The 21,445-nt window shown below is 74.4% G+C and carries 23 protein-coding genes and 1 pseudogene; 21 read left to right on the top strand and 3 right to left on the bottom strand.

The window, feature by feature from the left end; translation table 11 throughout:
- Positions 1 to 92: 92 nt before the first annotated feature.
- Positions 93 to 575, bottom strand: coding sequence for a carboxymuconolactone decarboxylase family protein (locus JNW98_RS17910; RefSeq protein WP_223769255.1), 483 nt, complete (start codon positions 573 to 575; stop codon positions 93 to 95).
- 196 nt (positions 576 to 771) lie between these two features.
- Here JNW98_RS17910 and JNW98_RS17915 point away from each other — a divergent pair, with 196 nt between their 5' ends.
- The 19 genes and pseudogenes from JNW98_RS17915 to JNW98_RS18010 all read left to right on the top strand — a co-directional run bounded on the left by JNW98_RS17915 (position 772) and on the right by JNW98_RS18010 (position 17,712).
- The gene (locus tag JNW98_RS17915) at positions 772 to 1,689 is read left to right on the top strand and encodes an RNA polymerase sigma-70 factor (protein WP_223769256.1); all 918 of its coding nucleotides are present in this window, start codon (positions 772 to 774) and stop codon (positions 1,687 to 1,689) included.
- A gap of 33 nt (positions 1,690 to 1,722) precedes the next feature.
- Positions 1,723 to 2,271: a hypothetical protein gene (locus JNW98_RS17920; protein ID WP_223769257.1), complete on the top strand. Its 549-nt coding sequence runs from the start codon at positions 1,723 to 1,725 to the stop codon at positions 2,269 to 2,271.
- An 84-nt stretch (positions 2,272 to 2,355) separates the two neighbouring features.
- Positions 2,356 to 2,814, top strand: a complete 459-nt coding sequence (locus JNW98_RS17925) for a hypothetical protein (RefSeq protein ID WP_223769258.1) — start codon at positions 2,356 to 2,358, stop codon at positions 2,812 to 2,814.
- Between the two features lie 10 nt (positions 2,815 to 2,824).
- Entirely contained in the window at positions 2,825 to 3,658 is an 834-nt protein-coding gene (locus JNW98_RS17930; protein WP_223769259.1) for an SAM-dependent methyltransferase, read from the top strand.
- A gap of 149 nt (positions 3,659 to 3,807) precedes the next feature.
- A complete protein-coding gene (locus JNW98_RS17935) occupies positions 3,808 to 4,620 on the top strand; it encodes a M15 family metallopeptidase (RefSeq protein WP_223769260.1) in 813 nt (270 codons plus the stop codon).
- Positions 4,621 to 5,113: 493 nt separating this feature from the next.
- Complete coding sequence (locus tag JNW98_RS17945; protein WP_223769261.1) at positions 5,114 to 5,221, top strand: keywimysin-related RiPP; 108 nt, start codon at positions 5,114 to 5,116, stop codon at positions 5,219 to 5,221.
- Between the two features lie 76 nt (positions 5,222 to 5,297).
- Positions 5,298 to 7,160: a lasso peptide isopeptide bond-forming cyclase gene (locus JNW98_RS17950; protein ID WP_223769262.1), complete on the top strand. Its 1,863-nt coding sequence runs from the start codon at positions 5,298 to 5,300 to the stop codon at positions 7,158 to 7,160.
- Positions 7,161 to 7,164: 4 nt separating this feature from the next.
- Entirely contained in the window at positions 7,165 to 7,422 is a 258-nt protein-coding gene (locus JNW98_RS17955) for a lasso peptide biosynthesis PqqD family chaperone (RefSeq protein WP_223769263.1), read from the top strand.
- Between the two features lie 52 nt (positions 7,423 to 7,474).
- Positions 7,475 to 7,891 (top strand): lasso peptide biosynthesis B2 protein, encoded by a 417-nt coding sequence (locus JNW98_RS17960; protein WP_223769264.1) that lies wholly within the window; start codon positions 7,475 to 7,477, stop codon positions 7,889 to 7,891.
- A gap of 4 nt (positions 7,892 to 7,895) precedes the next feature.
- Positions 7,896 to 9,704, top strand: a complete 1,809-nt coding sequence (locus tag JNW98_RS17965; protein WP_223769265.1) for an ABC transporter ATP-binding protein — start codon at positions 7,896 to 7,898, stop codon at positions 9,702 to 9,704.
- A 105-nt stretch (positions 9,705 to 9,809) separates the two neighbouring features.
- The gene (locus tag JNW98_RS17970; protein ID WP_223769304.1) at positions 9,810 to 10,196 is read left to right on the top strand and encodes a 6TM ABC transporter family protein; all 387 of its coding nucleotides are present in this window, start codon (positions 9,810 to 9,812) and stop codon (positions 10,194 to 10,196) included.
- A 49-nt stretch (positions 10,197 to 10,245) separates the two neighbouring features.
- The gene (locus JNW98_RS17975) at positions 10,246 to 10,704 is read left to right on the top strand and encodes a MarR family winged helix-turn-helix transcriptional regulator (protein ID WP_223769266.1); all 459 of its coding nucleotides are present in this window, start codon (positions 10,246 to 10,248) and stop codon (positions 10,702 to 10,704) included.
- A gap of 537 nt (positions 10,705 to 11,241) precedes the next feature.
- Positions 11,242 to 12,828 (top strand): alpha/beta hydrolase, encoded by a 1,587-nt coding sequence (locus tag JNW98_RS17980; RefSeq protein WP_223769267.1) that lies wholly within the window; start codon positions 11,242 to 11,244, stop codon positions 12,826 to 12,828.
- 100 nt (positions 12,829 to 12,928) lie between these two features.
- A complete protein-coding gene (locus tag JNW98_RS17985) occupies positions 12,929 to 13,738 on the top strand; it encodes an alpha/beta fold hydrolase (protein WP_223769268.1) in 810 nt (269 codons plus the stop codon).
- 193 nt (positions 13,739 to 13,931) lie between these two features.
- Positions 13,932 to 14,834, top strand: coding sequence for a helix-turn-helix domain-containing protein (locus JNW98_RS17990; RefSeq protein ID WP_223769269.1), 903 nt, complete (start codon positions 13,932 to 13,934; stop codon positions 14,832 to 14,834).
- A 138-nt stretch (positions 14,835 to 14,972) separates the two neighbouring features.
- Positions 14,973 to 15,632 (top strand): annotated as a pseudogene (locus tag JNW98_RS17995) (dioxygenase family protein); the annotation flags it as partial.
- Positions 15,633 to 15,805: 173 nt separating this feature from the next.
- Positions 15,806 to 16,705 carry a TIGR03621 family F420-dependent LLM class oxidoreductase gene (locus tag JNW98_RS18000; RefSeq protein ID WP_223769270.1) on the top strand — a complete coding sequence of 300 codons (900 nt, stop codon included), beginning with the start codon at positions 15,806 to 15,808 and terminating at the stop codon, positions 16,703 to 16,705.
- Between the two features lie 132 nt (positions 16,706 to 16,837).
- Entirely contained in the window at positions 16,838 to 17,464 is a 627-nt protein-coding gene (locus tag JNW98_RS18005) for a hypothetical protein (protein WP_223769271.1), read from the top strand.
- A gap of 32 nt (positions 17,465 to 17,496) precedes the next feature.
- Positions 17,497 to 17,712 carry a hypothetical protein gene (locus JNW98_RS18010; RefSeq protein ID WP_223769272.1) on the top strand — a complete coding sequence of 72 codons (216 nt, stop codon included), beginning with the start codon at positions 17,497 to 17,499 and terminating at the stop codon, positions 17,710 to 17,712.
- A 12-nt stretch (positions 17,713 to 17,724) separates the two neighbouring features.
- Here the strand turns inward: JNW98_RS18010 and JNW98_RS18015 are convergent, their stop codons facing one another.
- On the bottom strand, positions 17,725 to 18,696 hold the full coding sequence (locus JNW98_RS18015) for a GlxA family transcriptional regulator (protein WP_223769273.1): 972 nt from the start codon (positions 18,694 to 18,696) through the stop codon (positions 17,725 to 17,727).
- Positions 18,697 to 18,766: 70 nt separating this feature from the next.
- Here JNW98_RS18015 and JNW98_RS18020 point away from each other — a divergent pair, with 70 nt between their 5' ends.
- Positions 18,767 to 19,177 (top strand): cupin domain-containing protein, encoded by a 411-nt coding sequence (locus JNW98_RS18020; RefSeq protein WP_263420914.1) that lies wholly within the window; start codon positions 18,767 to 18,769, stop codon positions 19,175 to 19,177.
- 33 nt (positions 19,178 to 19,210) lie between these two features.
- On the opposite strand, the gene JNW98_RS18025 is transcribed toward JNW98_RS18020, so the two are convergent.
- Complete coding sequence (locus JNW98_RS18025; RefSeq protein WP_223769274.1) at positions 19,211 to 19,801, bottom strand: hypothetical protein; 591 nt, start codon at positions 19,799 to 19,801, stop codon at positions 19,211 to 19,213.
- 203 nt (positions 19,802 to 20,004) lie between these two features.
- Here JNW98_RS18025 and JNW98_RS18030 point away from each other — a divergent pair, with 203 nt between their 5' ends.
- A complete protein-coding gene (locus JNW98_RS18030; RefSeq protein WP_223769275.1) occupies positions 20,005 to 21,330 on the top strand; it encodes a DUF2252 domain-containing protein in 1,326 nt (441 codons plus the stop codon).
- Positions 21,331 to 21,445 lie beyond the last annotated feature (115 nt).

Below are 21,445 nucleotides of genomic sequence, written 5' to 3' on the forward strand. Positions count from 1 at the left end.
GATGGACAACGTCAACTCCGCCTACTGACCGGCGGAACCATCCGACGGCCGTGGGCGGCGTCCTCTCCGGACGCCGCCCACGGCCGTCGTCGTCAGCTCCGCAGACCGGCGAACACGCCGGGCTCGTACGAGCCGCCCGGCCTGCGCAGGATCACGCCGAACCGGTTGGCCGCGTTGATCGTGGCGATGAGCCCGACCAGCGCCGCGATCCGTTCGTCGTCGTAGTGCTCGCGCACCCGCGTCCACGTCCCGTCGGACACGCCCTGGTGGGCGTCGGCGAGCCGGGTGCCCTCCTCCGCGAGCGCCAGCGCGGCCCGCTCGGCCTCCGTGAACACGGTGGACTCGCGCCAGGCGGCGACCAGGCCGATCCGGAGCGGGGTCTCACCGGCGGCCGCGGCCTCCTTGGTGTGGACGTCGACGCAGAAGCCGCAGCCGTTGATCTGGCTGACGCGGAGGCAGAGCAGTTCCCGGAGGGACTTGGGCAGCGCCGGCTCGATCACCGCGGTGATCGCCGCCGTCCGCTTGCCGATCCGGGTGCCGGTCTCGGTGGCGAACAGGTCTAAACGGGGTTCCATGAGAGCGTCCTCCTCGTGGTGACGGGTACCGCGCGGCATCGGCGCGGCGTCCATGTGCCCACCAGACGCCGCCCGACGGGTGCGCGTGACGGCGCGGCGATGTGACGGGCGCCACCGGCCCCGGCTGTCACACGGCGGCGGCGACCGGCGTCCTGTGCGCGTGACACGGCCGAGAACGGACAGACGGGAACCCACCATGCGCGAGCCCAGCCGGCCCACCACCGACCCCGCCACCGAGACGTTCCTCGCCCACCGCAACCTGCTGTTCACCGTCGCCTACGAGCTGCTCGGCTCCGCCGCCGACGCCGAGGACGTCCTTCAGGAGACCTGGCTGCGCTGGGCGGACGTCGACCTCGCCACCGTGCGCGAACGGCGCGCGTACCTCGTACGGATCACCACCCGCCAGGCGCTGAGCCGGCTCCGGACCCTGCGCCGGCGCCGCGAGTCCTACGTCGGCCCCTGGCTGCCCGAGCCCCTGCTCACGGCGCCGGACGTGGCCGACGACGTCGAGCTCGCCGAGAGCGTCTCGATGGCGATGCTGCTGGTCATGGAGACCCTCGCGCCGACGGAACGGGCGGTGTTCGTGCTGCGCGAGGTGTTCGACCTCGCGTACGACGAGATCGCCGCGGCGGTCGGCAAACGGCCGGACGCCGTCCGCCAGATCGCCCACCGGGCCCGCGCGCACGTCTCCGCCCGCCGGCCGCGCGGCGCCGTCTCCCCGGGCGAGACCCACGGCGTCCTCGCGGCGTTCCGGCGGGCCGTCGAGACCGGCGACGTGAGCGGCCTGCTCGGCGTCCTCGCCCCGGACGTCGTCCTGCTCACGGACGGTGGCGGCGTCGTACGGGCCGCGACGGCCCCCGTCGCCGGCGCCGGGACGGTGGCCGCGGTGCTGGGGCGGATCCCCGCCGCGGCGGAGCTGCGTCCGGTGCGGGTCAACGGCTTCCCGGCGCTGGTCGTCCTGCTCGACGGCACGATCGACACGGTCCTCGCGGTACGGATCGACGACGGACTCGTCACCGGCCTCTACGCCGTGCGCAACCCCGACAAGCTCTCCCGCCTCGAACGGGAGACCGCCGTGAGCCGCGGTTTCCCGCTGCCGCCCCGGGCGCAGTAATCGAGAGAGGGTACGGCGGAGGGGGAGGACGGCATGACGGTGATCGCCGGGCTCGTGTACGGCGGGCGCGTGCACCTGGGCGGGGACTCGGCCGGGGTCGCGGGCCTCCGGATCACCGTCCGCCGGGATCCGAAGATATTCCGCAACGGCCCCTACGTCATGGGCTTCACCACCAGCTTCCGCATGGGGCAACTGCTGCACCACGCGTTCCGTGCCCCCAAGCCCGCCGGAGACCTGGACCGCTTCATGACCACCGTCTTCGTCGACAAACTGCGCAAGTGCCTGAAGGACGGCGGCTGGGCGCGCAAGGACGCGGAGCAGGAATCGGCGGGAACTTTCCTCGTCGGCATAAACGGCCGCCTCTTCGCCGTCTACGGCGATTACCAGATAGCCGAACCCGCCGACGGATACGCAGCCGTGGGCTGCGGGGACGAATTCGCTCTGGGCGCCCTCCACGCCACGGCGGACCTCGGCCTGAAACCCCGCAAACGCCTGGAACTGGCCCTCTCGGCCGCCGACCACCACAGCGCCGGGGTCTCGGCGCCGTTCAGCTACGTCGCCACCCGGAGGAATCCCGACTGACCGGGCGGAATCCGGCCGGACTAGGATGACGGAAAGCGGTGACGAACACCGCGTCTCCCACCGCACAGGAATTCCGAGCACCGCATGTACTGGATCACCGAAGAGGAAGAGTACGTCTACGTCAATTCCCGGGAAGGTTCGCCCCTTTGGTCGCTCCTCGCCGACTGGTCGGACAGCGAGGACGAGGAGGAGTGGAAGCGGCACGTCCCGCTCTTCGCCGGAATCGTCTCCCGGTGGTGCCGGAAGGGCTACATCGACGTGTTCGAGGGGCCGGAGATGCCCGCCTGGTGGGGCGGCCGGCGAATCTCCGGCGCCGAACTCGACCGGCTGCTCGCGGACCCGGCCGCGTGGGAGTACCGGGAATCCCCCGAGTCCGTCATCGGCCTCGCGCTGGGGGAGAACGTCCGGGAGATCGCCACCCCGCCGGGGGAACCGCCGGCCGGTGGGCCCGTCGCCCCCGCCCCTCCGGCCACGCCCTCTGTTCACCAGGCGCCCGCGGCGGCAGATTGGGGACGGCCGGGAAACGATCAGCACCCATGGTGAGGTGAGCGGAGTGCAGCGACACGACGAGGCGACGCGGCGGTACTACGAGACGCGGGACGTGGACGCGTTCTATGACGCCGTCTGGGGTGGCGAGGACATTCACACCGGCAGTTACGAGCGGGAGGGGGAGCCGGTCGCCGACGCGTCGCGGCGCACCGTGGAGCGGCTGGCGGCGTACCTCGCCGAGCGGCTCGGGCCGGGAAGGCGGGTGCTGGACCTCGGGTCCGGGTACGGGGGCACCGCCCGCTACCTGGCCGGGCGGTTCGGGTGCCGGGTCGTCGCCCTGAACCTCAGCGAGGCGCAGAACGAGCGGCACCGCGCGGCCAACGCCGAACGCGGACTGGACGGGCTCATCGACGTCGTCACCGGCTCGTTCCACGACGTGCCTTACGGCGACGGGGAGTTCGACGCCGTGTGCTCGCTGGAGGCGCTGTGTCACAGCGACGACCGAGCCCGCGCGCTGGCGGAGGCGGCCCGCGTCCTGGCGCCGGGCGGCGCGCTGGCGTTCACCGACGTCATGGCGGCCGAGGGCACACCCGACGACGAGCTGCGGCCGGTGGTGGCCCGGCTCGGCGTCGACGCGCTGGCCACGCCGTCGTTCTACCGGGAGCGGCTGACGGCCCTCGGCCTGGACGGCGTCGGCTTCGACGACCACAGCGAGCAACTCGAGCGCCACTACGTTCGGCTGACGCAGGAGACCGAGTCCCGGAAGGACACCCTCCGCGACCTCATCAGCCCCGACTACCTCCAGGGACTCCTCCTCAACCTGCCGCTGTGGGTGGAGTCGGCCCGGAGCGGGCGGCTGCGCTGGGGGATCTTCCACGCCCGGCGCTCGACGGCGTGACCGATTCCGCGGCGTGACCGGTCCCGCGGCGTGACCGATTCCGCCACCCCCGTCCGCTGGACGGCCCCGGCGCGCCTCCGCCAGGATGCCGCCGGGGGAGAGACGCACCACCGCGGCGCTCCCGGACACGCGCGAAGGGGTTCGATCCGATGCGAAGAGTTCTCCGCGGCCTGGTCGCCGGAACGGCCGCCGCCCTCGCGGTGACGGCCGTGCCCGCCACCACCACGGCGACGGCACAGGAACACCGGGAGCCCAAGGCGCCACCGGAGTTCGTCGCCCTCCGGGACGTCGACCCGACCATCCTCCAGGAGATGCGCTACCTCACCCGCCACAACTTCACCGGGGAGCGCATCGACGGCTACCGGCAGCCGCTGTGCGTCGTGACGCGCGACGCGGCAGCCGCGCTCCGTCGGGCGCAGCGGTCCTTCCTCCGGCAGGGCTACTCCCTCAAGGTCTACGACTGCTACCGGCCGCAGCGCGCCGTCGACCACTTCGTCCGGTGGGCCAAGGACCTCGACGACCAGCGGATGAAGGCGGAGTTCTACCCGCGCGTCGACAAGACGCGGCTGTTCGACGACGGCTACATCGCCGCCAAGTCCGGCCACAGCAGGGGGAGTACGGTCGACATCACCCTGGTCCGGCTGCCCGCGCTGCCCACCCGGCCGTACCACCCCGGCGAGCCGCTGAAACCGTGTTACGGCCCGCAGCGGGACCGCTTCCCGGACAACTCCCTGGACATGGGCACCGGGTTCGACTGTTTCGACACCCTGTCGCACACCCTCGACCCACGCGTCGTCGGCCGGCAGCGCGCCCACCGCCTGCTGCTCAAGAACGGTCTGGAGAAGGCCGGTTTCCGGAACCTTCCGGAAGAGTGGTGGCACTACACCTACCAGCCGGAGACGTTCCCGGACACGTACTTCGACTTCCCGGTCAGCCGGCGCTCCCTCCGGCCGGCCTGCTAGCCGGCTCCCCGCCGGCCGAGGGTGCGCGCCGGCGCCGTACCCGTTCCTGGATCACCAGCCGCGATCCGGAGTTCTCCCCAAAGGACCCGGATCGTCGGCCACCCCGCACTGTCGTTCGGCGGAGTCAAGCGTTCTGGTTACGGACGCGAGCTCTCGGGCCGCGGCACCAAGGAATTCCGCACCGTGACGACGGTGTGGCACGGGGCGGAACCGACGTAAAAGGGCGTGACCTTCCCTGAAGAATTAATGATTCTCCTCACGGATTTTCCCGTTTTTGCGGATGGCGCAAAGGGTGTGCGTCGGGAGCGATGTGGAGTCGAGCGCCCCCGGCGCAACCCCACCGCCGCGCCGGAGGCGTTGTGGCGATGTGCTTGTCGTACTTACGGTGGATGCCGCGGCCCCACCGCTCGGGTTTCCTACGGAAATCAGTGGAGTCCGTATCAGGCGCCTGGAGTACGCACCATCGTCCCCATCCAGAAGAAGGAGAATGGTCATGACGTACGAGCGTCCCACCCTCGCCAAGGCCGGCAGCTTCCGCAAGGTGACGGGCCTCAAGGACCACGGCCCGAAGGACATTCTGGGCGGCAAGCAGGTCCTCTGACCTGAGAGCGGGTGGCGGTCTCCGGCCGCCACCCGCTTCTTCTGTCCCGGACCCCGCCGACGGAAGGCCGTGCCCCGTGGATCAGTCCCTGTCGCTCCAGTCCGTGCCCGCCTGGTTCGTCGTCCTGCCCGACACCGCCGCGGCGGCCGTCCCCGCCGCGAAGGCCCTCTCCTTCGCCACCCGCCGTCTGCTCCACGCCTCCGGACGGCCCTGGATCGTGGGACGGTGGGACCCGGAGACGGCCGTGACGGGCGCGCACCGCGACGCGCGGGTCGTGGTGATCGGGGAGCACGCCGTCCCGGAAGCCGACGCCGAACGGGCGGCCGCCGCCGCGGCCGGCACCGCCTCCCCGCCGGAGCTGGACCGCCTCGCCGGCCGGGCCGGCAGCTTCCACCTGATCGCCTCCTGCCCCGGCCGGGTCCGGGTGCAGGGCGGTGTCGTCACCCTGCGGCGCGTGTTCCACGCCGAGGCCACGACGCCCGGCGGACCGGTGAGCGTGGCGTCCGACCGGGCCGACGTGCTCGCCGAACTCGTGGGCGCCGGCCTCGACGAACCCCGCGTCGCCCTCGAAATGCTCGCCTCCGGCGTGCCGTACCCCTGGCACGGCGATCCGCTGTGGCGGGGTGTGCACCCCGTGCCCGGCGGGCACCGCCTGACGCTCGACGCCGCCGGGCGGGCCCGCACCACCCGGTGGTGGTCACCGCCCGACCCCGTCGTCCCGCTCGCCGCGGGCGCCGTCCGTCTGAAGGAGGCCCTCGCCGAGTCGGTCGCCGTGCGCACCCGCGGGCGCGACCTGGTGTCGTCCGACCTGGGCGGCCTGGACTCGACGGCGGTGTGCTGCACGGCGGCCCGCGGCGGCGCCAAGGTCGTCGCCTACACCGCCGCCATCCACGACGAGGCCGGCGACGACGTGTACTGGGCCGAACGCACCGTGCGGGCGCTGGGCAGCGTGGAACACCATGTCGTACCCGCCCGCGAGGTGGCGATGACGTTCGACGGCATCGACACCCTCCGGGACATCCTCGACACCCCCAGCATCATCACGGTCGACCGCAACCGCCGCATGGGCATCATCGAGACGGCCGCCGCCCGCGGATCCGGCCTCCACCTCACCGGCCTGGGCGGCGACGAACTCCTGGCCGGCACGCCCGCCCGGCTGCACACGCTGCTGCTCCACCACCCCTTCGTCGCACTGCACGCGATACGGGGCTACGCCGCCAAATACCGCTGGGCCCGGCGGGCGGTGCTGAGCCGGCTCGTGGACCGCAGGTCCTACGGGGCCTGGCTCGACCGCCTCGCCCGCGACCTGACCGGGCCGGCCGCCCCCGTGGAGGAGCCGCTCCTCGACTGGGCCGTTCCGCCCCGGATGCCGCCCTGGGCCACGCCCGACGCGGTCGCCGCGGCACGGGACGTGATCCGCACCCGCCGGACCCCCACCGGGGCCCGGGGCCGGAACCGCGGCGAACACCGCGAACTGGTCGCCATGGACGGCATCTCCCAATGGGTCCGCCACATCGGGCAGATGTCCGCACCCCTGGGCATCGCGGTCTCCGCGCCCTACTACGACGCCCCCGTCATCGAGGCGGCCCTCGCCGTCCGCGCCGAGGAACGCATCACCCCCTGGCGGTACAAGCCGCTCATCGTCGAGGCCATGCGGGGCGTCGTGCCCGAGGTCAGCCGCACCCGCGGCACCAAGGCCAACGCGACGTTCGAGGAAGAGGCGGGGCTGCGCCGCCACCGCCGGTCCCTGCTGGCCCTGTGCGAGGACTCGCGGCTGGTGCGGCTCGGCCTGGCCGACGGGAAGGTGCTGCGCGACTGGTGCCGCCGCGCCCTCTCCGCGGAGACCGAGAGCTACCGGCTCCACCCCACCATCGCCTGCGAAGTGTGGCTGCGCTCGCGGGAGATGGCGCCCCTGCCCGCCGCCGACCGAAAGGCGTGAACCGGTGCCAGCACTCAAGCCCGGCGTCCTGCTGACCGAGACCGAGTACGGCATGGCGCTGCTCGATCAGGAGAGCGCCGAATACTGGACGCTCAACCCCACGGCCGCCCTCGTCCTGCAGACGGTGCTGGACGGACACGGACCCGAGCGGGCGGCCGAGCTCCTGATCGCGCGGTACGACGGCGTCGACGCCCGGCAGGCCGGCGAGGACGTCGTCCGCATCGTCGCCGAGCTGCGCGCCGCGGGACTGCTGACGGCGTAGCCCACCCCGCACCCCGTCTTCCAGCAGGCCCTCCCGACCGAAGAGGCACGCCATGACGACGCCGGAAGCGATCCCCTACCACCCCCGCTCGATCCCCCTGGGCCGCCGCTGGGCGGCCCGGCTGGCCGTGGGCTGCGCCCATCTGCTGGCGACCCAGCCGCCCGCCCGGATCCGCGCCGTCCTCACGAGGCTGCGGCGCGGTGCCCGGCCCGCGACGCTCGCCGAGGCGAGCACGGCGCGGCGGACGGTGCTCGCCGTGAGCCTCGCCGCCGGAGGGCTCAAGGGATGCCTGCCCCGCTCCCTGGCCACCGTGCTGCTCTGCCGCTGGTACGGCCACTGGCCGACCTGGTGCGTCGGCGTGCGCAACCGCCCGCCGTTCGCCGCGCACGCCTGGGTGGAGGCCGAAGGGGTCCTCGTCGGCGAAGGCGCCCCGGCCGACTACTTCCAGCGCTTCTTCACCGTGGAGTGAGCCGATGACCGCGGCGCCTTCCGTGGACACGCCCCGGACCGGCCCTCCCGCCCCCGCGCCGGACAGCGCGCCTTCGAGCGGCCCGGACCGGCCGTGGCGGGGGCAGCGGGCCCTGCTGGGCCACCTGCGCCCGCAGCGGTGGCGCATGGCCGCGGGCGTCGCCCTCGGGCTCGTCGGCAGCGTCATGGGCCTGGCCCAACCCCTGGCGGCCAAGCGCGTGATGGACGACATGGGCCACGGCACGCCGGCCACCGGCCCCGTGCTCGTGCTCAGCCTGCTGGTCGTGGCCGGAGCGGCCCTCGCCGGGCTCGGGTACTACGTGCTGCAGTGGTCGGCCGAATCCCTCGTCTGCACCGCCAGGCGCCGGCTGACCGACCGTCTCCTGCGGCTGCGCGTGCCCGTCGTGGAGGGCTCCGAACCGGGCGACCTGATCGCCCGCGTCACGTCCGACACGACACTGCTGCGCCAGTCCGCGCCCCAGGCGGTGTCGGCGGCGGTCACCGGCACCCTGGTCACCGCGGCGACGGTCGTCATGATGGGGCTGCTCGACGCCGTCCTGCTGGGCGTCACCCTCGCCGTGGTCGCCTTCGTCGGGGTCGTCGTGGCGGTCGTGGCCCCGCGGATCGGCCGTGCCACGCACGGCACCCAGGAGGCGGTGGGGCGCATCGGGGCGGCGCTGGAGCGGGTGCTGGGCGCCTTCCGCACCGTCAAGGCGTCCGGCGCCGAGCGGCACGAGGCGGCGGCGCTGCTCCGGGAGGCCGAACGCGCCCGGCGCACCGGGATACGGGCCGCGGCCTGGGAGGCCGTGTCGGCGACGACGTCGGCGGTGGTCGTCCAGGTCTGCTTCCTCGTGGTGCTCGGCGTGGGCGGCGCGCGCGTCACCTCCGGCGCGACGGACGTCTCCACCCTCGTCGCCTTCCTGCTCTACCTCTTCGCCCTCGCCCCGCGCATCGGGCAACTGGTCGAAGGCGTCGGCCAGGTCCAGATCGGGGCCGCGGCGGCGGCCCGCATCGCGCAGGCCGAAGAGCTGGAGACGGAGGAGCAGGAGGGCGACGCGGCGGAAGACGTCACGCGGGCGCCCCTCAGCGTGTCCTTCGACCGGGTGAGCTTCGCCTACCGGCCCGGGCTGCCCCGCGTCCACCACGAGGTCTCCTTCGCCGTCCCCGCCCGCGGCCTGACCGCCTTCGTCGGCCCGTCCGGCGCGGGCAAGACCACCGTCTTCTCCCTCATCGAGCGCTTCTACGAACAGGACTCCGGCCGCGTGCTCCTGGACGGCGAAGACGTACGGCAGTGGCCGCTGACCCGGCTCCGCGCTTCCATCGGCTACGTCGAGCAGGACGTCCCCGTCCTCGCCGGCACCCTGCGGGACAACCTCACCCTGGGCCTCCCCGGAGCCGGCGACGAGGAGGTCGCCCGCGTCCTGCGCCTGGCCCGCCTGGACCTGCTCGCGCACCGCCTGCCCCACGGCCTGGACACCGACGTCGGCCACCGCGGCAGCCGCCTCTCCGGCGGCGAGCGGCAGCGCGTGGCGATCGCCCGCGCCCTGCTGCGCCGCCCTGGCCTGCTCCTCCTGGACGAGGCCACGTCCCAGCTGGACGCCGCCAACGAGGCCGCGCTGCGCGACACGATCGCCGACACCGCCCGGCACACGACCGTCCTGGTGGTCGCCCACCGGCTGTCGACCGTGACCACCGCGGACCGGATCGTGGTCATGGAGGCGGGCCGCGTCCGGGCCGTCGGCAGCCACGCCGAGCTGATGACGCACGACGCGCTCTACCGCGACCTGGCGAGGACACAGCTGCTGGACGGCTAGGCCGGGGGTTCCGAACAGGGCCCCCTCTCCCGGGCCACCCCGCGCCGCACCGCCGCGTGCGCGCGGCCGCACCGGCGGAAACCGGGGCAGTTCCTGCTGCCGAGCGTGGCCGTGGCGCTGCTCGCGGCGGCGACGCCGATCCTGGCCGGGCACGTCGTCGAGTCCGCCGAGTTCGCCGCCCGCGCCCGCGCGGTGTGGGACATCGGCGTCCGCACGGCCGTGGCCCAGTCGCCGTTCGTCACGGCCCTCACCCTCGTCTCCGCGCCGGCCCTGGGTCTCGTCTACGGCCTCGGCGGCTTCTCCGCGCCGCCCGGCCGGCTGGAGCCGGGAGCACAAGCCGCGGCCACCCGATCCACCAATTCCGGTGGATACATCCAGGCCAACAGCCCCGGACCGACAGTTCCGACACGCGCGCGAACACCCGAACCACCCCCCTGGGGTCACCTCCCAGGAACCCACACCCGAGGCCCAAGACAACGGCATTGGCGCTAGCGTGCGTTCGTCGAACTGTCCGCACGACAGAAACTGGGGTCATTCCGCCATGGAGTACTCGCACGACGACACGGGCCTCCTCCGGCAGCCGGTGGGCTACTGGAGCTGGGCGGCCTACAAGGCCACCGTCGGCCGGACGCGCGCCGCCCTCGCCGGGATCGGCACGACGCAGCCCCAATGCTGGGTGCTCGAACAGATAGCCCGCGCGGACACCGCCCCGTCCCGCGCCGAGGTCTGCCGGACCCTGGAGGGCTACCTCGACACCGGGGCGGCGGCCATCACCTCCGAGATCGACGAGACGGTGGCCCGCGGCTGGGTCACCGAGGACGCGGAGGGACTTCTGCGCCTCACCGCCGAGGGGCGGGCGTTCCGTGAGAAGACCGCTGTGCTGCAACGCGAACTGTGGGAGGAACGGCACCGGGGCATCTCCGACGAGGAGTACCTGACCACCCTGAAGGTGCTGCAGCGGTTCATCCACAACACCGGCGGACGGGCCTGGCACGAGTGAGCGGGTGACGGTCCCTCGGACGGCGGCGGGTGGGGGAGGCCCCACCCGCCGTTCGGGGGCCTCCACCAGTGATCAGGGCCGGGCGGGCGCCTAGCGTCGGGCGTATGGTTCCCGTCCCGCTCCCGGCGGGCGGCCGGTGCTCGCCGCGGGCGGGCCTCGGCTCGCCGGACGCCTCCCCGGCCGCCGGCACCCGCCGCCCCGCGTTCCGCGCGGGCGCCGTCCGCGCCGGCCTTCGCGGCGCGTCGGCTGTCTGTCCTGGGGGCGTCTGTCCTGGGGCCGTCTGTCCGGGGGGCGTCCGCTCTGGGACCGTTCGCCCGGAAGCCGCCGGCCGCATCGGAGCCCATGCCCGTGCCCGTGCCCATGCCCGTGCCCGCTCCCGCGAGCCGGCGTACCGCGCCCCGGAACGGCCCGCCCGGGGCCATGCCGTGACGCCCGGCCAGGACCCGCCCGCCGCGGGCGGCCGGACGAGAGAACCCGCCGGGGCGGCCGTCGCGGCCCCCGGTGCCGGAACGTCCCGCCCATGGTGAAGGAGACGCGATGACACCCTTGCGCAGGGTCGCCGCCGCCGTGCTGACGGCCGCCGCCTGCCTGACCGCCCTGCCCGCCGCCGCGGAAGCCGATCCCGGCGGTACCGGTCCCGGCCCCGGCCCAGGCGCAGGCGCCGGCACCGGTACGTCCGCCGGGCTCGCCCGCTATCACCACCAGCGCCCGGACTGGCGGAGCTGCGTCCAGGGGCCGGACGACGACACCGGCCGGACACTGGAAAAGGCCGGCGCCCGCTGTGCCACCATCTCCGTACCGCTGGACTACTCCGACCCCGGCGGCCGCACCCTCACCCTCGCCCTCTCCCGCATCAAGGCCACCGACACCGCCCACCGGGCCGGAGCGCTCCTCGTCAACAGCGGCGGTCCCGGCGGCCCGTCGCTCGACCTCGCCGTCGGCGTCCGCGAGGCCATGAAGGGCGTCGGCGCCCGCTACGACGTCATCGGCATGGACCCCCGCTTCGTGGGCCGCAGCAGCCCGCTCGACTGCCACTGGCCCACCGGTACCTGGATCCGCTCCGCCGGCACCGGACGGCAGGCCTTCGACCGGCAGGCCGCGTTCCAGCGCGGCCTGGCCGAGAGCTGCGGACGCACGGCGGGCGACGTCCTGCCGCACGTCACCACCCGCAACACCGCCCGCGACATGGACGTCGTCCGGGAGGTCCTCGGCGAACGGCGGATCTCCTACCTGGGCTACTCCTACGGCACCTACCTCGGCACCGTGTACACCCAGATGTTCCCCGGCCGCACCGACCGGGTAGTCCTCGACGGCGCCATCGGTCCGCGCGACTACGGGCCCCGGATGCTGTCCACGATGCTCGACGCCAACGAGCGCGCCCTGGAGCACTGGGCCGACTGGGCGGCGCGCCGCGACGCCCGGTACGGGTTCGGCCGCACCCGCGAGCGGGTCCTCGCCGCGGTCCACGACATCGTCCGCACGGCCGCCCGCCGCCCGCTCGTCCTGGACACCGGGAAACGGACGTACGAGGTGGACGACACCGTCGTCCCGTCGCTCCTCTTCGGCGACCTGGCCGACGACCGGGACCCCGCCCGGGCCGCCCTCGCGGACTCGGTCACCGCGCTCCGCCGGGCCGCCCGCGGCGAGACCGTCGAACCGCCCGAGCCGCTCGCCGAGGCCCTCGCCGCCGCCCTGACCGGCGCGGACTCCGCGTCGGCCAGTGCCCAGGCGGCGATCCTGTGCGGCGACGCCGCCGCGCCGCGCGACCCCGAGACGTACCGCGACGCCGTCGAGAAGTCCCGCGCCGCGCACCCCCTCTTCGGGCCGCTCTTCCACAACACCAATCCCTGCGCTTTCTGGCCGTCGACGCCGCGCGAGGAGCCCACCCAGGTCCGTACCGACGCCCGCGCCCTGATCGTCGCCGCCACGGGCGACCCGCGCACCACCTACGCCGCCAGCCGGCACCTGCACGGCCTCCTGCCGTCCTCGCGTCTCCTGACCCTCCAAGGAGCCGACCACCACGGCCAGTTCGGCGAGTACGGCAACGCGTGCGTGGACGGACGGGTGAACGCCTACCTCGCCACCGGCCGCCTCCCGGCGACCGACACGACCTGCCCGAAGTAGTCCGGCGCCGAGGGCGAGCGGGCGGCCGCACGGGAGCTCCCGGGAAAGCGCCGGGACGCCATTGCGCGCCGCCCGCTCCGCACGGCACCCTGAGGGACCCATGGAGACAGGTACGCTGACCGTTCCCGGCGCCGAGATCCACTACGAGATCCGCGGAGCGGGCCCGCCCCTCCTGCTGATCAACGGCGGCGACGGCGACGCCGCCATGTTCGGACCGCTGGCCCGGCTGCTGGCCGACCACCACACCGTCATCACCTACGACCCGCGCGGCAACTCCCGCAGCCGCCTCACCGCCCCGCCCCGGGAGCAGAGCATCGAGGAGCGCGGCCACGACGCCCACCTGTTGCTGGCCGAACTCGCCGCCGGGCGCCCGGCGGCCGTCTTCGGCACCAGCTACGGCGCCATGACCGGCATGGACCTCCTGGCCCGCCACCCCGGCCAGGTACGGGCCCTGGTCGCCCACGAACCGTTCGTCGTCGACCTGCTGCCCGACGCGGACCGCTGGCACGCCCTCTTCCGGGAGATCCACGCCGCCTACCGTCGCGAGGGGCCGGGCCCGGCGCTCCGGAGGCTCGGCCAGGAGATCGGCCTGGACGTCGCGCCCGAGCCGGACGACGCGCTGCCCGCGCCCGTACGGGAGATGCTGGCCCGCGTCCGGGCAAACGGCGACGTGGTCCTGGAGTACGAACTCCGCTCCTTCACCCGCTTCCGGCCCGATGCCGAGGCGCTCCGCGCGGGCCGGTGCCTCCCGGTGGCCGGCGAGGAGTCCCCGGCGCTCCTGCACCGCACGACGGCGGCCCTCGCGGAGCAACTGGGCACTCGTGTCACGGAGTTCCCGGGCGGCCACGTGGGTTACCTGACGCACGCGGCGGAGTTCGCCGTGGCGCTGCGGGGGGCTCTCGCCGGCTGAACGAAGCGGAGGGGCGCGGCCGGAACGTTCGACGGGGAGCCGCCCCGGACGGAGCCGGGGCGGCGGCCGGCTCCGGGCCCGCCCCCGACCTGCCGGGAGTCCGCCGCGCCTTGCCGCCTCCCCGGCGATGGGGGACCCTGGCGACCCGCCCCCGCCCTCGCCACCGGGACCGCCCCGGGGAAGGACGCCCGGCATGCCCACCCGCACCCAGGACGCCCCGCCGTCCGCCGACCCCGTGCCCCTGCACCGGCTCGGCGTTCCCGCCACCCGCCTGCCGCCCTTCCTGATGGGCTCCTTCGACGTGTTCGGCCCGGACTCGCACGCCGGATACCCGCACCGGCACACCTTCCACGAGATCGCCTACGTCACCGCCGGCACCGGCACCCACGTCGTCGACGCCGTCCGCCACCCGCTGCGCCCGCCCCACCTGTGCGTCATCCTGCCCGGGCAGGTGCACCACTGGGACCGCGCCACCGGCCTCGCCGGCGTCCTCCTGCTGTTCACCGAGGACTTCCTGCTGACCCGCCCCGACGACCGGCGGCTGCTGCGCGAGCTCGGCGAGCGGCGGGTGCCGCGGCTGCCCACCGGCCCGGACGGCGGCGACACGGCCGGCATCGGCGCCCTGATCCGGGCCATGGAAAGGGAGTTCACGGACCGCGCCGACGGCTACGTCTCCGTCCTGGAGGCGTACCTGCACATCCTGCTCGTCCGCGCCCTGCGGCTGCCCGGGGAGCGCAGGCCCGAGGCGGACGCGGGCCGGTCCGCCGAGGTCGCCCGGGACTTCGGCGCGCTGCTCACCGAGACCGCGGGGGCCGAGGGCGCGGTCCGCGCCTACGCCGACCGGCTCGGGGTGTCCGTCGGCTACCTCATCGAGTCCGTCAAGCAGGCCACCGGCCGGACCCCCGGCGAACTGGTGCGGGCCGCCCGCACCCTGGAGGCGAAACGATTGCTCACCGGCTCCGGACTGAGCGTCGCCCAGATCGCCCGGCGCGTGGGATTCGGTGATCCCGCCTACTTCAGCCGCTTCTTCCGGCGCGAGACCGGCGTCAGCCCCGGCGACTTCCGCCGGACGGCGGGCGGGAGCCTGCCGGAGTAAACACCACGTTCACCGAACGGAGTGCATCGATCCGTCCCCTCCGCCGCTCTAGGTTCCTCAACGCGCAGGCGCGTTCGCCTGTGCCGACCCCCAGGAGGAGGAACCGTGGCGGACGATACCCTGCCCACCGGCGACCCCATCAACGGCGACCCCATCAACGGCGAGGCCATCGACGGCGACGACGCGGCGGAACGGCGGCACATCAGCCGCAAGACCGTGCTCAAGGCGGCCCTCCTGGCCGTACCCCTGCCCGCCCTGCTCGGCGGCGGCGTGGCGCTGGCCCGCGACCACCGGCCCACGGACGCGCCGCTGCCCACCACCCCGTACTGCGACGACGGCGACGAGCCCACCCCGCCGCAGACGGAAGGCCCCTACTTCAAACCGAGTTCACCGGAGCGCGCCTCGCTGCTCGAACCGGGCATGCCCGGCGTCCGGCTCACGGTCTCCGGCTACGTCTTCGGAGCGACCTGCCGGCCCGTCGCGCACGCCCTGCTGGACTTCTGGCAGGCCGACAACGCCGGTGTCTACGACAACCGCGGCTACCGGTTGCGCGGCCACCAGTACACCGACGCCCGCGGGGCGTTCACCCTCACGACCATCGTGCCCGGCCTCTACCCCGGACGCACCCGCCACCTCCACGTCAAGGTCCAGGCCCCGGGCGGCCGCATACTCACGACCCAGCTGTACTTCCCCGGCGAGCCCCGCAACCAGACCGACTCCCTCTTCGACCCCCGGCTGCTCATGACGGTCCGTCAGGCGGGTCCCGCCAAGCAGGCCGCGTTCGACTTCGTCATCGACCCCGGCGTGCCCGGCGCGGGGCGCCGGCGGTAGGAGCGGCGCGGACGGTGCGGCGGCCCGGGGGATCATCGGCTTTCCCCGGGCCGTCGGCCCGGCCGGTCGGCGGAGGCGCACTCCGGTACGTTGTCGGTCGACGATCACAACGATCACCAAGGGGGTTTCCGATGGTTCCGATGACGGACCAGACCGACCGGCCGTTCCGCTTCGGCGTCAACATGTTCACCGCGGGCACGGGTGCCGAGTGGCGCGCCAAGTGCCGCCGGGCCGAGGAACTCGGCTACGACGTGATCCTGGTGGCCGACCACCTGGGCATGCCGGCGCCGTTCCCGTCGCTCGTGGCCGCCGGCGCGGTCACCGAACGGGCCCGACTCGGCACCTACGTGCTCAACTCCGGCTTCTCCAACCCGACGCTGCTCGCCCGCGAGGTGGCCACGACCGACCAACTGACCGGCGGCAGGCTGGAACTGGGCCTCGGCACCGGCTACGCCCAGGCCGAGCACGAGAGCGCGGGGCTGCCCTTCGGCTCACCGCGCGAGCGCGTCGACCACCTGGCGCACACCGCGGCCGAGGTCGGCCGACTGCTGGCGGACCCCGGACACGTCCCCGCGGCCGCGCAGCCGCGCGTCCCGTTGGTGATCGGCGGAGCGGGCGACCGGGTCATGCGCATCGCCGCCCGGCACGCCACCACCATGGCCTTCACCGGCGGCGGCACCGGCCCGGACGGGACGCCGCGACTGCTGGACCCCGCAGCCCTGGAGGAGCGCGTCGCGGCCTACCGCCGCTTCGAGTCGGAGGAGCGGCCGGCCGGACTCGCCCCCGCCGAGCTGAACTTCCTGGTCCAGATCGTGGCCGTCGACGGCGATCCCCTCGCCAAGACGGGCGGCCTGATCGGCGACGTGACGCACATGACGGAGGAGGAGCTGCTGTCCCACCCCGTCCTCCTCTCCGGCTCGGTCACGGAGATCGCCGACCGCCTGCACGCCCACCGCGTGCGCTACGGCTTCACCTACTTCACGATCCTGGAGCCGTACATGGAGGAGTTCGCGCCGGTGCTGAAGCACCTGCGGGCGTGACTCCGCCCGCCCGGCGTCCCTTCCGGGCACTGGGCATGACAAACCTCACTTCCGCCCGCCCGCGGGCCACGGGAGGCTCGGGGTGTCCCCGAGCGCCTGAGTGCCTCAAGTGCCACCGGAAAGGGGTGTCCTGTGCCGGAAACGTCCGCGAGCCACGGTCTCCACCGGCCGTCGAAGGCCGAAGCCCTCCGCGTCCTCGCCACATCGCTCGCCGGCTGGGCGACCCGGCGACCGCTGCCCGAACAGGCCGACGGCGTAAGCCGTTTCGCGCATTCGTCGGAGGCGCGGCAGACCGTGACGCTGCTCGCGGTGCTGGAGGCCGTCCTCGCCTGCTGCGTGTCCGCGATGCTGCCCCCGGCGCTCAGGGCCTGGCACGCGGCGTTCGAGGCGCTCCTCGTCCTCTCCGGCTTCGGGGCGGTGGCCGCCATGGCACGGCACCCGCACCTCGTCTCCCCGTCCCGACTGGTCCTGCGGACGGGCTGCTTCGGCGGACTGACGCTGCCCGGCACCGCGGTCGTGTCCGTCTCGCGTGCCGCCCGGACCGTCGCCGGTCTGGGCATACGCCCGGTTCCCGGCGAGCCGCGGGCCGTGGCCTGCGCGGCGGGCAGCGCGGTGGACCTGTGCCTGCGCCTCGACCCGCCGGTCGTCCTCGACCTCGGGAAGGCCGGGGCGACGGAGGTGGACACGGTCTACGTCTCGGCGGACGCCCCGGACGCGTTCGCCTGTGCAGTGCGGGAGGCCGGCGCCTCGCGTCGCTGACCGGGACGGTGTCACGGGAGGGCGGCCCGACCATGGCCGGCGTCTGGGCGGTACACGCGGGCGGCCGGCTGCTGTGCCTGGCCCTGCTCCTGCACTGGCCGGTGCGGTGGCTGGCGCGGGGGCAGCGGGCGGTGGCGCGCCGGGTGACGGGCGGGCGGGGCGCGGGTGGACGGGGAACAGGCGGGCGGGAGACGGGCGGGCGGGCGCCGTCTGCGCCGGAGCGGGCGGCCGCGGCACCGTTCGCGTAGCCGGTCCCGGGATCACGGTGCGGCGGCGGCCGGCTGCCGCCGCGTGCCGTGAAAGGCCCGGCGGTACGCGCTGGGCGTGGTGCCCAGGGCGGCGAGGAAGCGCCGGCGGAGGTTGGTGGCGGAGGAGAGGCCCGTGCGGCGGGCGACGGCGTCCACCGCCAGGTCGGACGTCTCCAGCAGCTCCCGGGCCGCGGCGATCCGCTGCGAGAGCAGCCACTGCCCCGGGCTGGTGCCGAGCTGCTCCGTGAACCGGCGCGCGAGGGTGCGCGGGGAGCAGCCCGCCCGGGCGGCCAGCCGGGGGAGGTCCAGCGGTTCGTGCAGCCGGCCGGCGGCCCACTCCAGGAGCGGCCCGAGCGAGCTGTCGATCTGCGCGGGCCGCGGCGGGGCGGCGTACTGCAGCTGTCCGCCCTCCCGGTGCGGCGGCATGACCATGCTCCGGGCGACGCGCGCGGCGTAGTCCGCGCCGTGGTCGGCACGCACCAGATGCAGGCACAGGTCGATCCCCGCGCCGGAGCCCGCGCTGGTGGCGACGTCGCCGTGGTCCACGTACAGCACGTCGGGGTCGAGGCGGACGGCCGGGAAGCGCCGGGCGAACTCGTCGGCCTGCGCCCAGTGGGTGGTCGCCGAGCGGCCGTCGAGGAGGCCCGCGTACGCCAGGACGAAGGCGCCGGAGCAGATGCTCACCAGGCGCGCGCCCCGCGCGTGCGCCCGGCGCAAAGCCCGGACGACGTCGGCCGACGGGGGCTCGCCGACGGGCAGCCGGCCGGGGACCACCACGGTGTCGGCCCGGTCGAGGGCGTCGAGCCCCTCCGTGACGAGCATGTCGTACCCGGCGAGCGTGGCGACCGGCCCGGGGTGCTCGGTGCACACGCCGAAGCGGTACCGGGCGGGTAGCCCGGCCCGTTCGACGCCGAATACATCGGCGGCGCAGCCGAGTTCGAAGGTCGACTGGGGCGGATGGACGAGTGCCGTGACGCGGTGCATGGCAGGAAAGTACCTCAGGACGTCAAACGAGACACTGGGCGGGGCGCCCGTGGACGGCGAGGCTTGCCGCATGACGAACACGAACACGAACACGACACCACAGGTCACGGATGCCGCGACGGCGAAGGGCGGCCAGCCGACAGGCGGGCAGCCGACGGGCGGGCAAGTGCCCGGCTACGTGTGGGCCGCCGCCCAGGACGCGCCCGCCCGCACCCTCTTCCCCGGCATCCGGCTGAGGTCCCTGTGGAGCGGCGACAACGGCGCGACCGCCCACGTACTGGAGATGGACCCCGGCTCGTGCTGGGAGGGCCTCGACGTCCACGACCCGGGCCCGGAGGAGGTGTTCGTCGTCTCCGGCGTCTTCAACGACGGCGAACGCGACTACCCCGCGGGCTCCTTCATCCACGCCCCCGCCGGTTCCTCCCACGTTCCGCAGACGACCACGGGCTGCACCCTCTTCGTCTTCTACCCGGAGGGGTAGGGCGGCCGCGGGCGGCGGGCGCGCGTCCTGCCCTCAGGACTCGCCGCCCTCCGCTCCGTCCGACTCCCGGAGGATTCCGCCCCGCAACTCCTGTGAAAGATCGATGAGTTCGCTAGCGAAGAGGTCCACGGCGCTGTTCCGGAACTCCTCCGGCGTCAGCCGCACCGGGACGTCCGCGCCGACCCGGCCCACGATGACCCCCGACGGCGACTCCGCCTTCGCCTCGTCCCGCGCGTCGGTGCCGTCGAGGGAACGCGCCAGGGCGCCCGCGACCGCGGACCGGGGCGACTTGGCCACGCTCACGTCGTCCAGGGCGAAGCCGATGTAGGCGGCGATCAGGGTGCCGGACCCGTCGACGACGCGGATGCCCTTCGGTATCCCGTTGCCCCCGCGCATCGTGAGCGTGGCGACGCCCTCCTCGGCCCCGCTCAGGGAGAGCTCCGCGCGGGTGGTGTGCGGGTTGGCGAACCGGTCGTCGGGTTCCTCGCCCGCGAGGCGCTCCGCCGCCAGCCGCCCTTGGGCCGAGCCCTCGGCCCGCCGCCGCTCGTCCTCCGCGCCGTGCCCTCCGGCCGGCCCGTTGTTCTCCGTGCCGTGCCCCCCGGCCGACCGCTCGTGCACCGTCATGGCGATCCCTCCCCGCCCGCTCGCCGGTGTCCTGCCCCACCGCTTGCCCCGGCACCGCCCGGCGATGCGTACCCCCCGGGGCCGGGGCCGTACCGCCGGGGGCCGGGGCGCGGTGCGTCGGCCGGGGGCGCGTGGCGGTAGCCTCGCGCGGAGAACGGCGGGCGCACACGCGCCCGCGCACGAGCCACCCAGGAGGACCAGCGATGGCGCTCGAGCACGACCGGGCCGCCCAGCGCGGCGAGGAGATCCTCGCCGTTTTCGACACCGCGTTCGCGCAGCTGCTGGCGGCCGACCCGGCCGCCTTCCGGGTCAAGTTCCGGAAGATGGCCGCCTCCGCCTTCGCCTTCTACCGGGGCACGGCCTGCCTCTTCTACCACGACCTCGCCCACGAGCGGGACGCCGGCCCCTACCTGGACCAGCAGACCTCCCGGGTGTGGATCCACGGCGACCTGCACGCCGAGAACTTCGGCACCTACATGGACGCCGGCGGCCGACTGGTCTTCAACGTCAACGACTTCGACGAGGCGTACGTCGGCCCGTTCCTCTGGGACCTCAAGCGCTTCGCCGCCTCCGTGGCCCTGCTGGGCCACGCCAAGGCGCTCAGCGACGCCACCATCACGGAACTGGTACGGATCTACGCCGCCGCCTACCGCGAGCGCGTCCACGCCCTGGCCACCGGCGCCAAGGAGGACGAGATCCCGCCCTTCACCCTCGACACCGCGCAGGGCCCGCTCCTCGACGCCCTCCGCGAGGCCCGCGCCCGCACCCGCTTCGGCCTCCTCGCGACCATGACCGAGATCCGCGACCACGACCGGCGCTTCCTCGACGGCGGCGGCTCGATACCACTGGACGCCGCCACCCGCGCCAAGGTCCTCGACGCCTTCGACGGCTACCTGGAGACCCTGCCCGACAGCAGCCGGGTCCGCCCCGACTCCCACCGCGTCAAGGACGTCGTCGGCCGCCGCGGCATCGGCATCGGCAGCGCCGGCCTGCCCTCGTACAACATCCTCCTGGAGGGCAACAGCGACGCCCTGGAGAACGACGTCGTCATCTACATGAAGCAGGCGCAGACCCCCGCGGTCTCCCGGCACGTCACCGACCCCGAGGTGCGCGGCTACTTCCGGCACGAGGGCCACCGCACGGTGATCTCCCAGCGCGCCCTGCAGGCGCACGCGGACCCGTGGCTGGGCTGGACGGAGCTCGACGGCGCCGGGCAGCTGGTCGCCGAGGTCTCGCCGTACGCCGTCGACCTCGACTGGTCCGACATCGACGACCCCGAGCAGATCGCGGCCGTCGTCGCCGACCTCGGCCGCGCCACCGCCGCCATGCACGCCGCCGCCGACGACACCAGCGGCCACTCCCTGGTCCCGTTCTCCACCGAGCGCGCCATCGACGCCGCCATCACCGCCGACGAGGAGGGCTTCGCCGACCTGCTCACCGACTTCGCCCACACCTACGGCGCCCGGGCCCGCGAGGACCACCAGATCTTCGTCGACCTGTTCCGCAACGGCCGCATCCCGGGCCTGTAACGTGACGGCGGCCCGGCCCGGGCCGTCACGCGCGCCCACCGCCGCGGTCGGTGGGCGGCAGCAGACCGAGGCGCCGGGCCTTCTGGGGCGGCAACGGCAAGGCGTACCGGGTCCG

The organism is Streptomyces huiliensis (assembly GCF_020037025.1).
Lineage (GTDB): Bacteria > Actinomycetota > Actinomycetes > Streptomycetales > Streptomycetaceae > Streptomyces > Streptomyces huiliensis.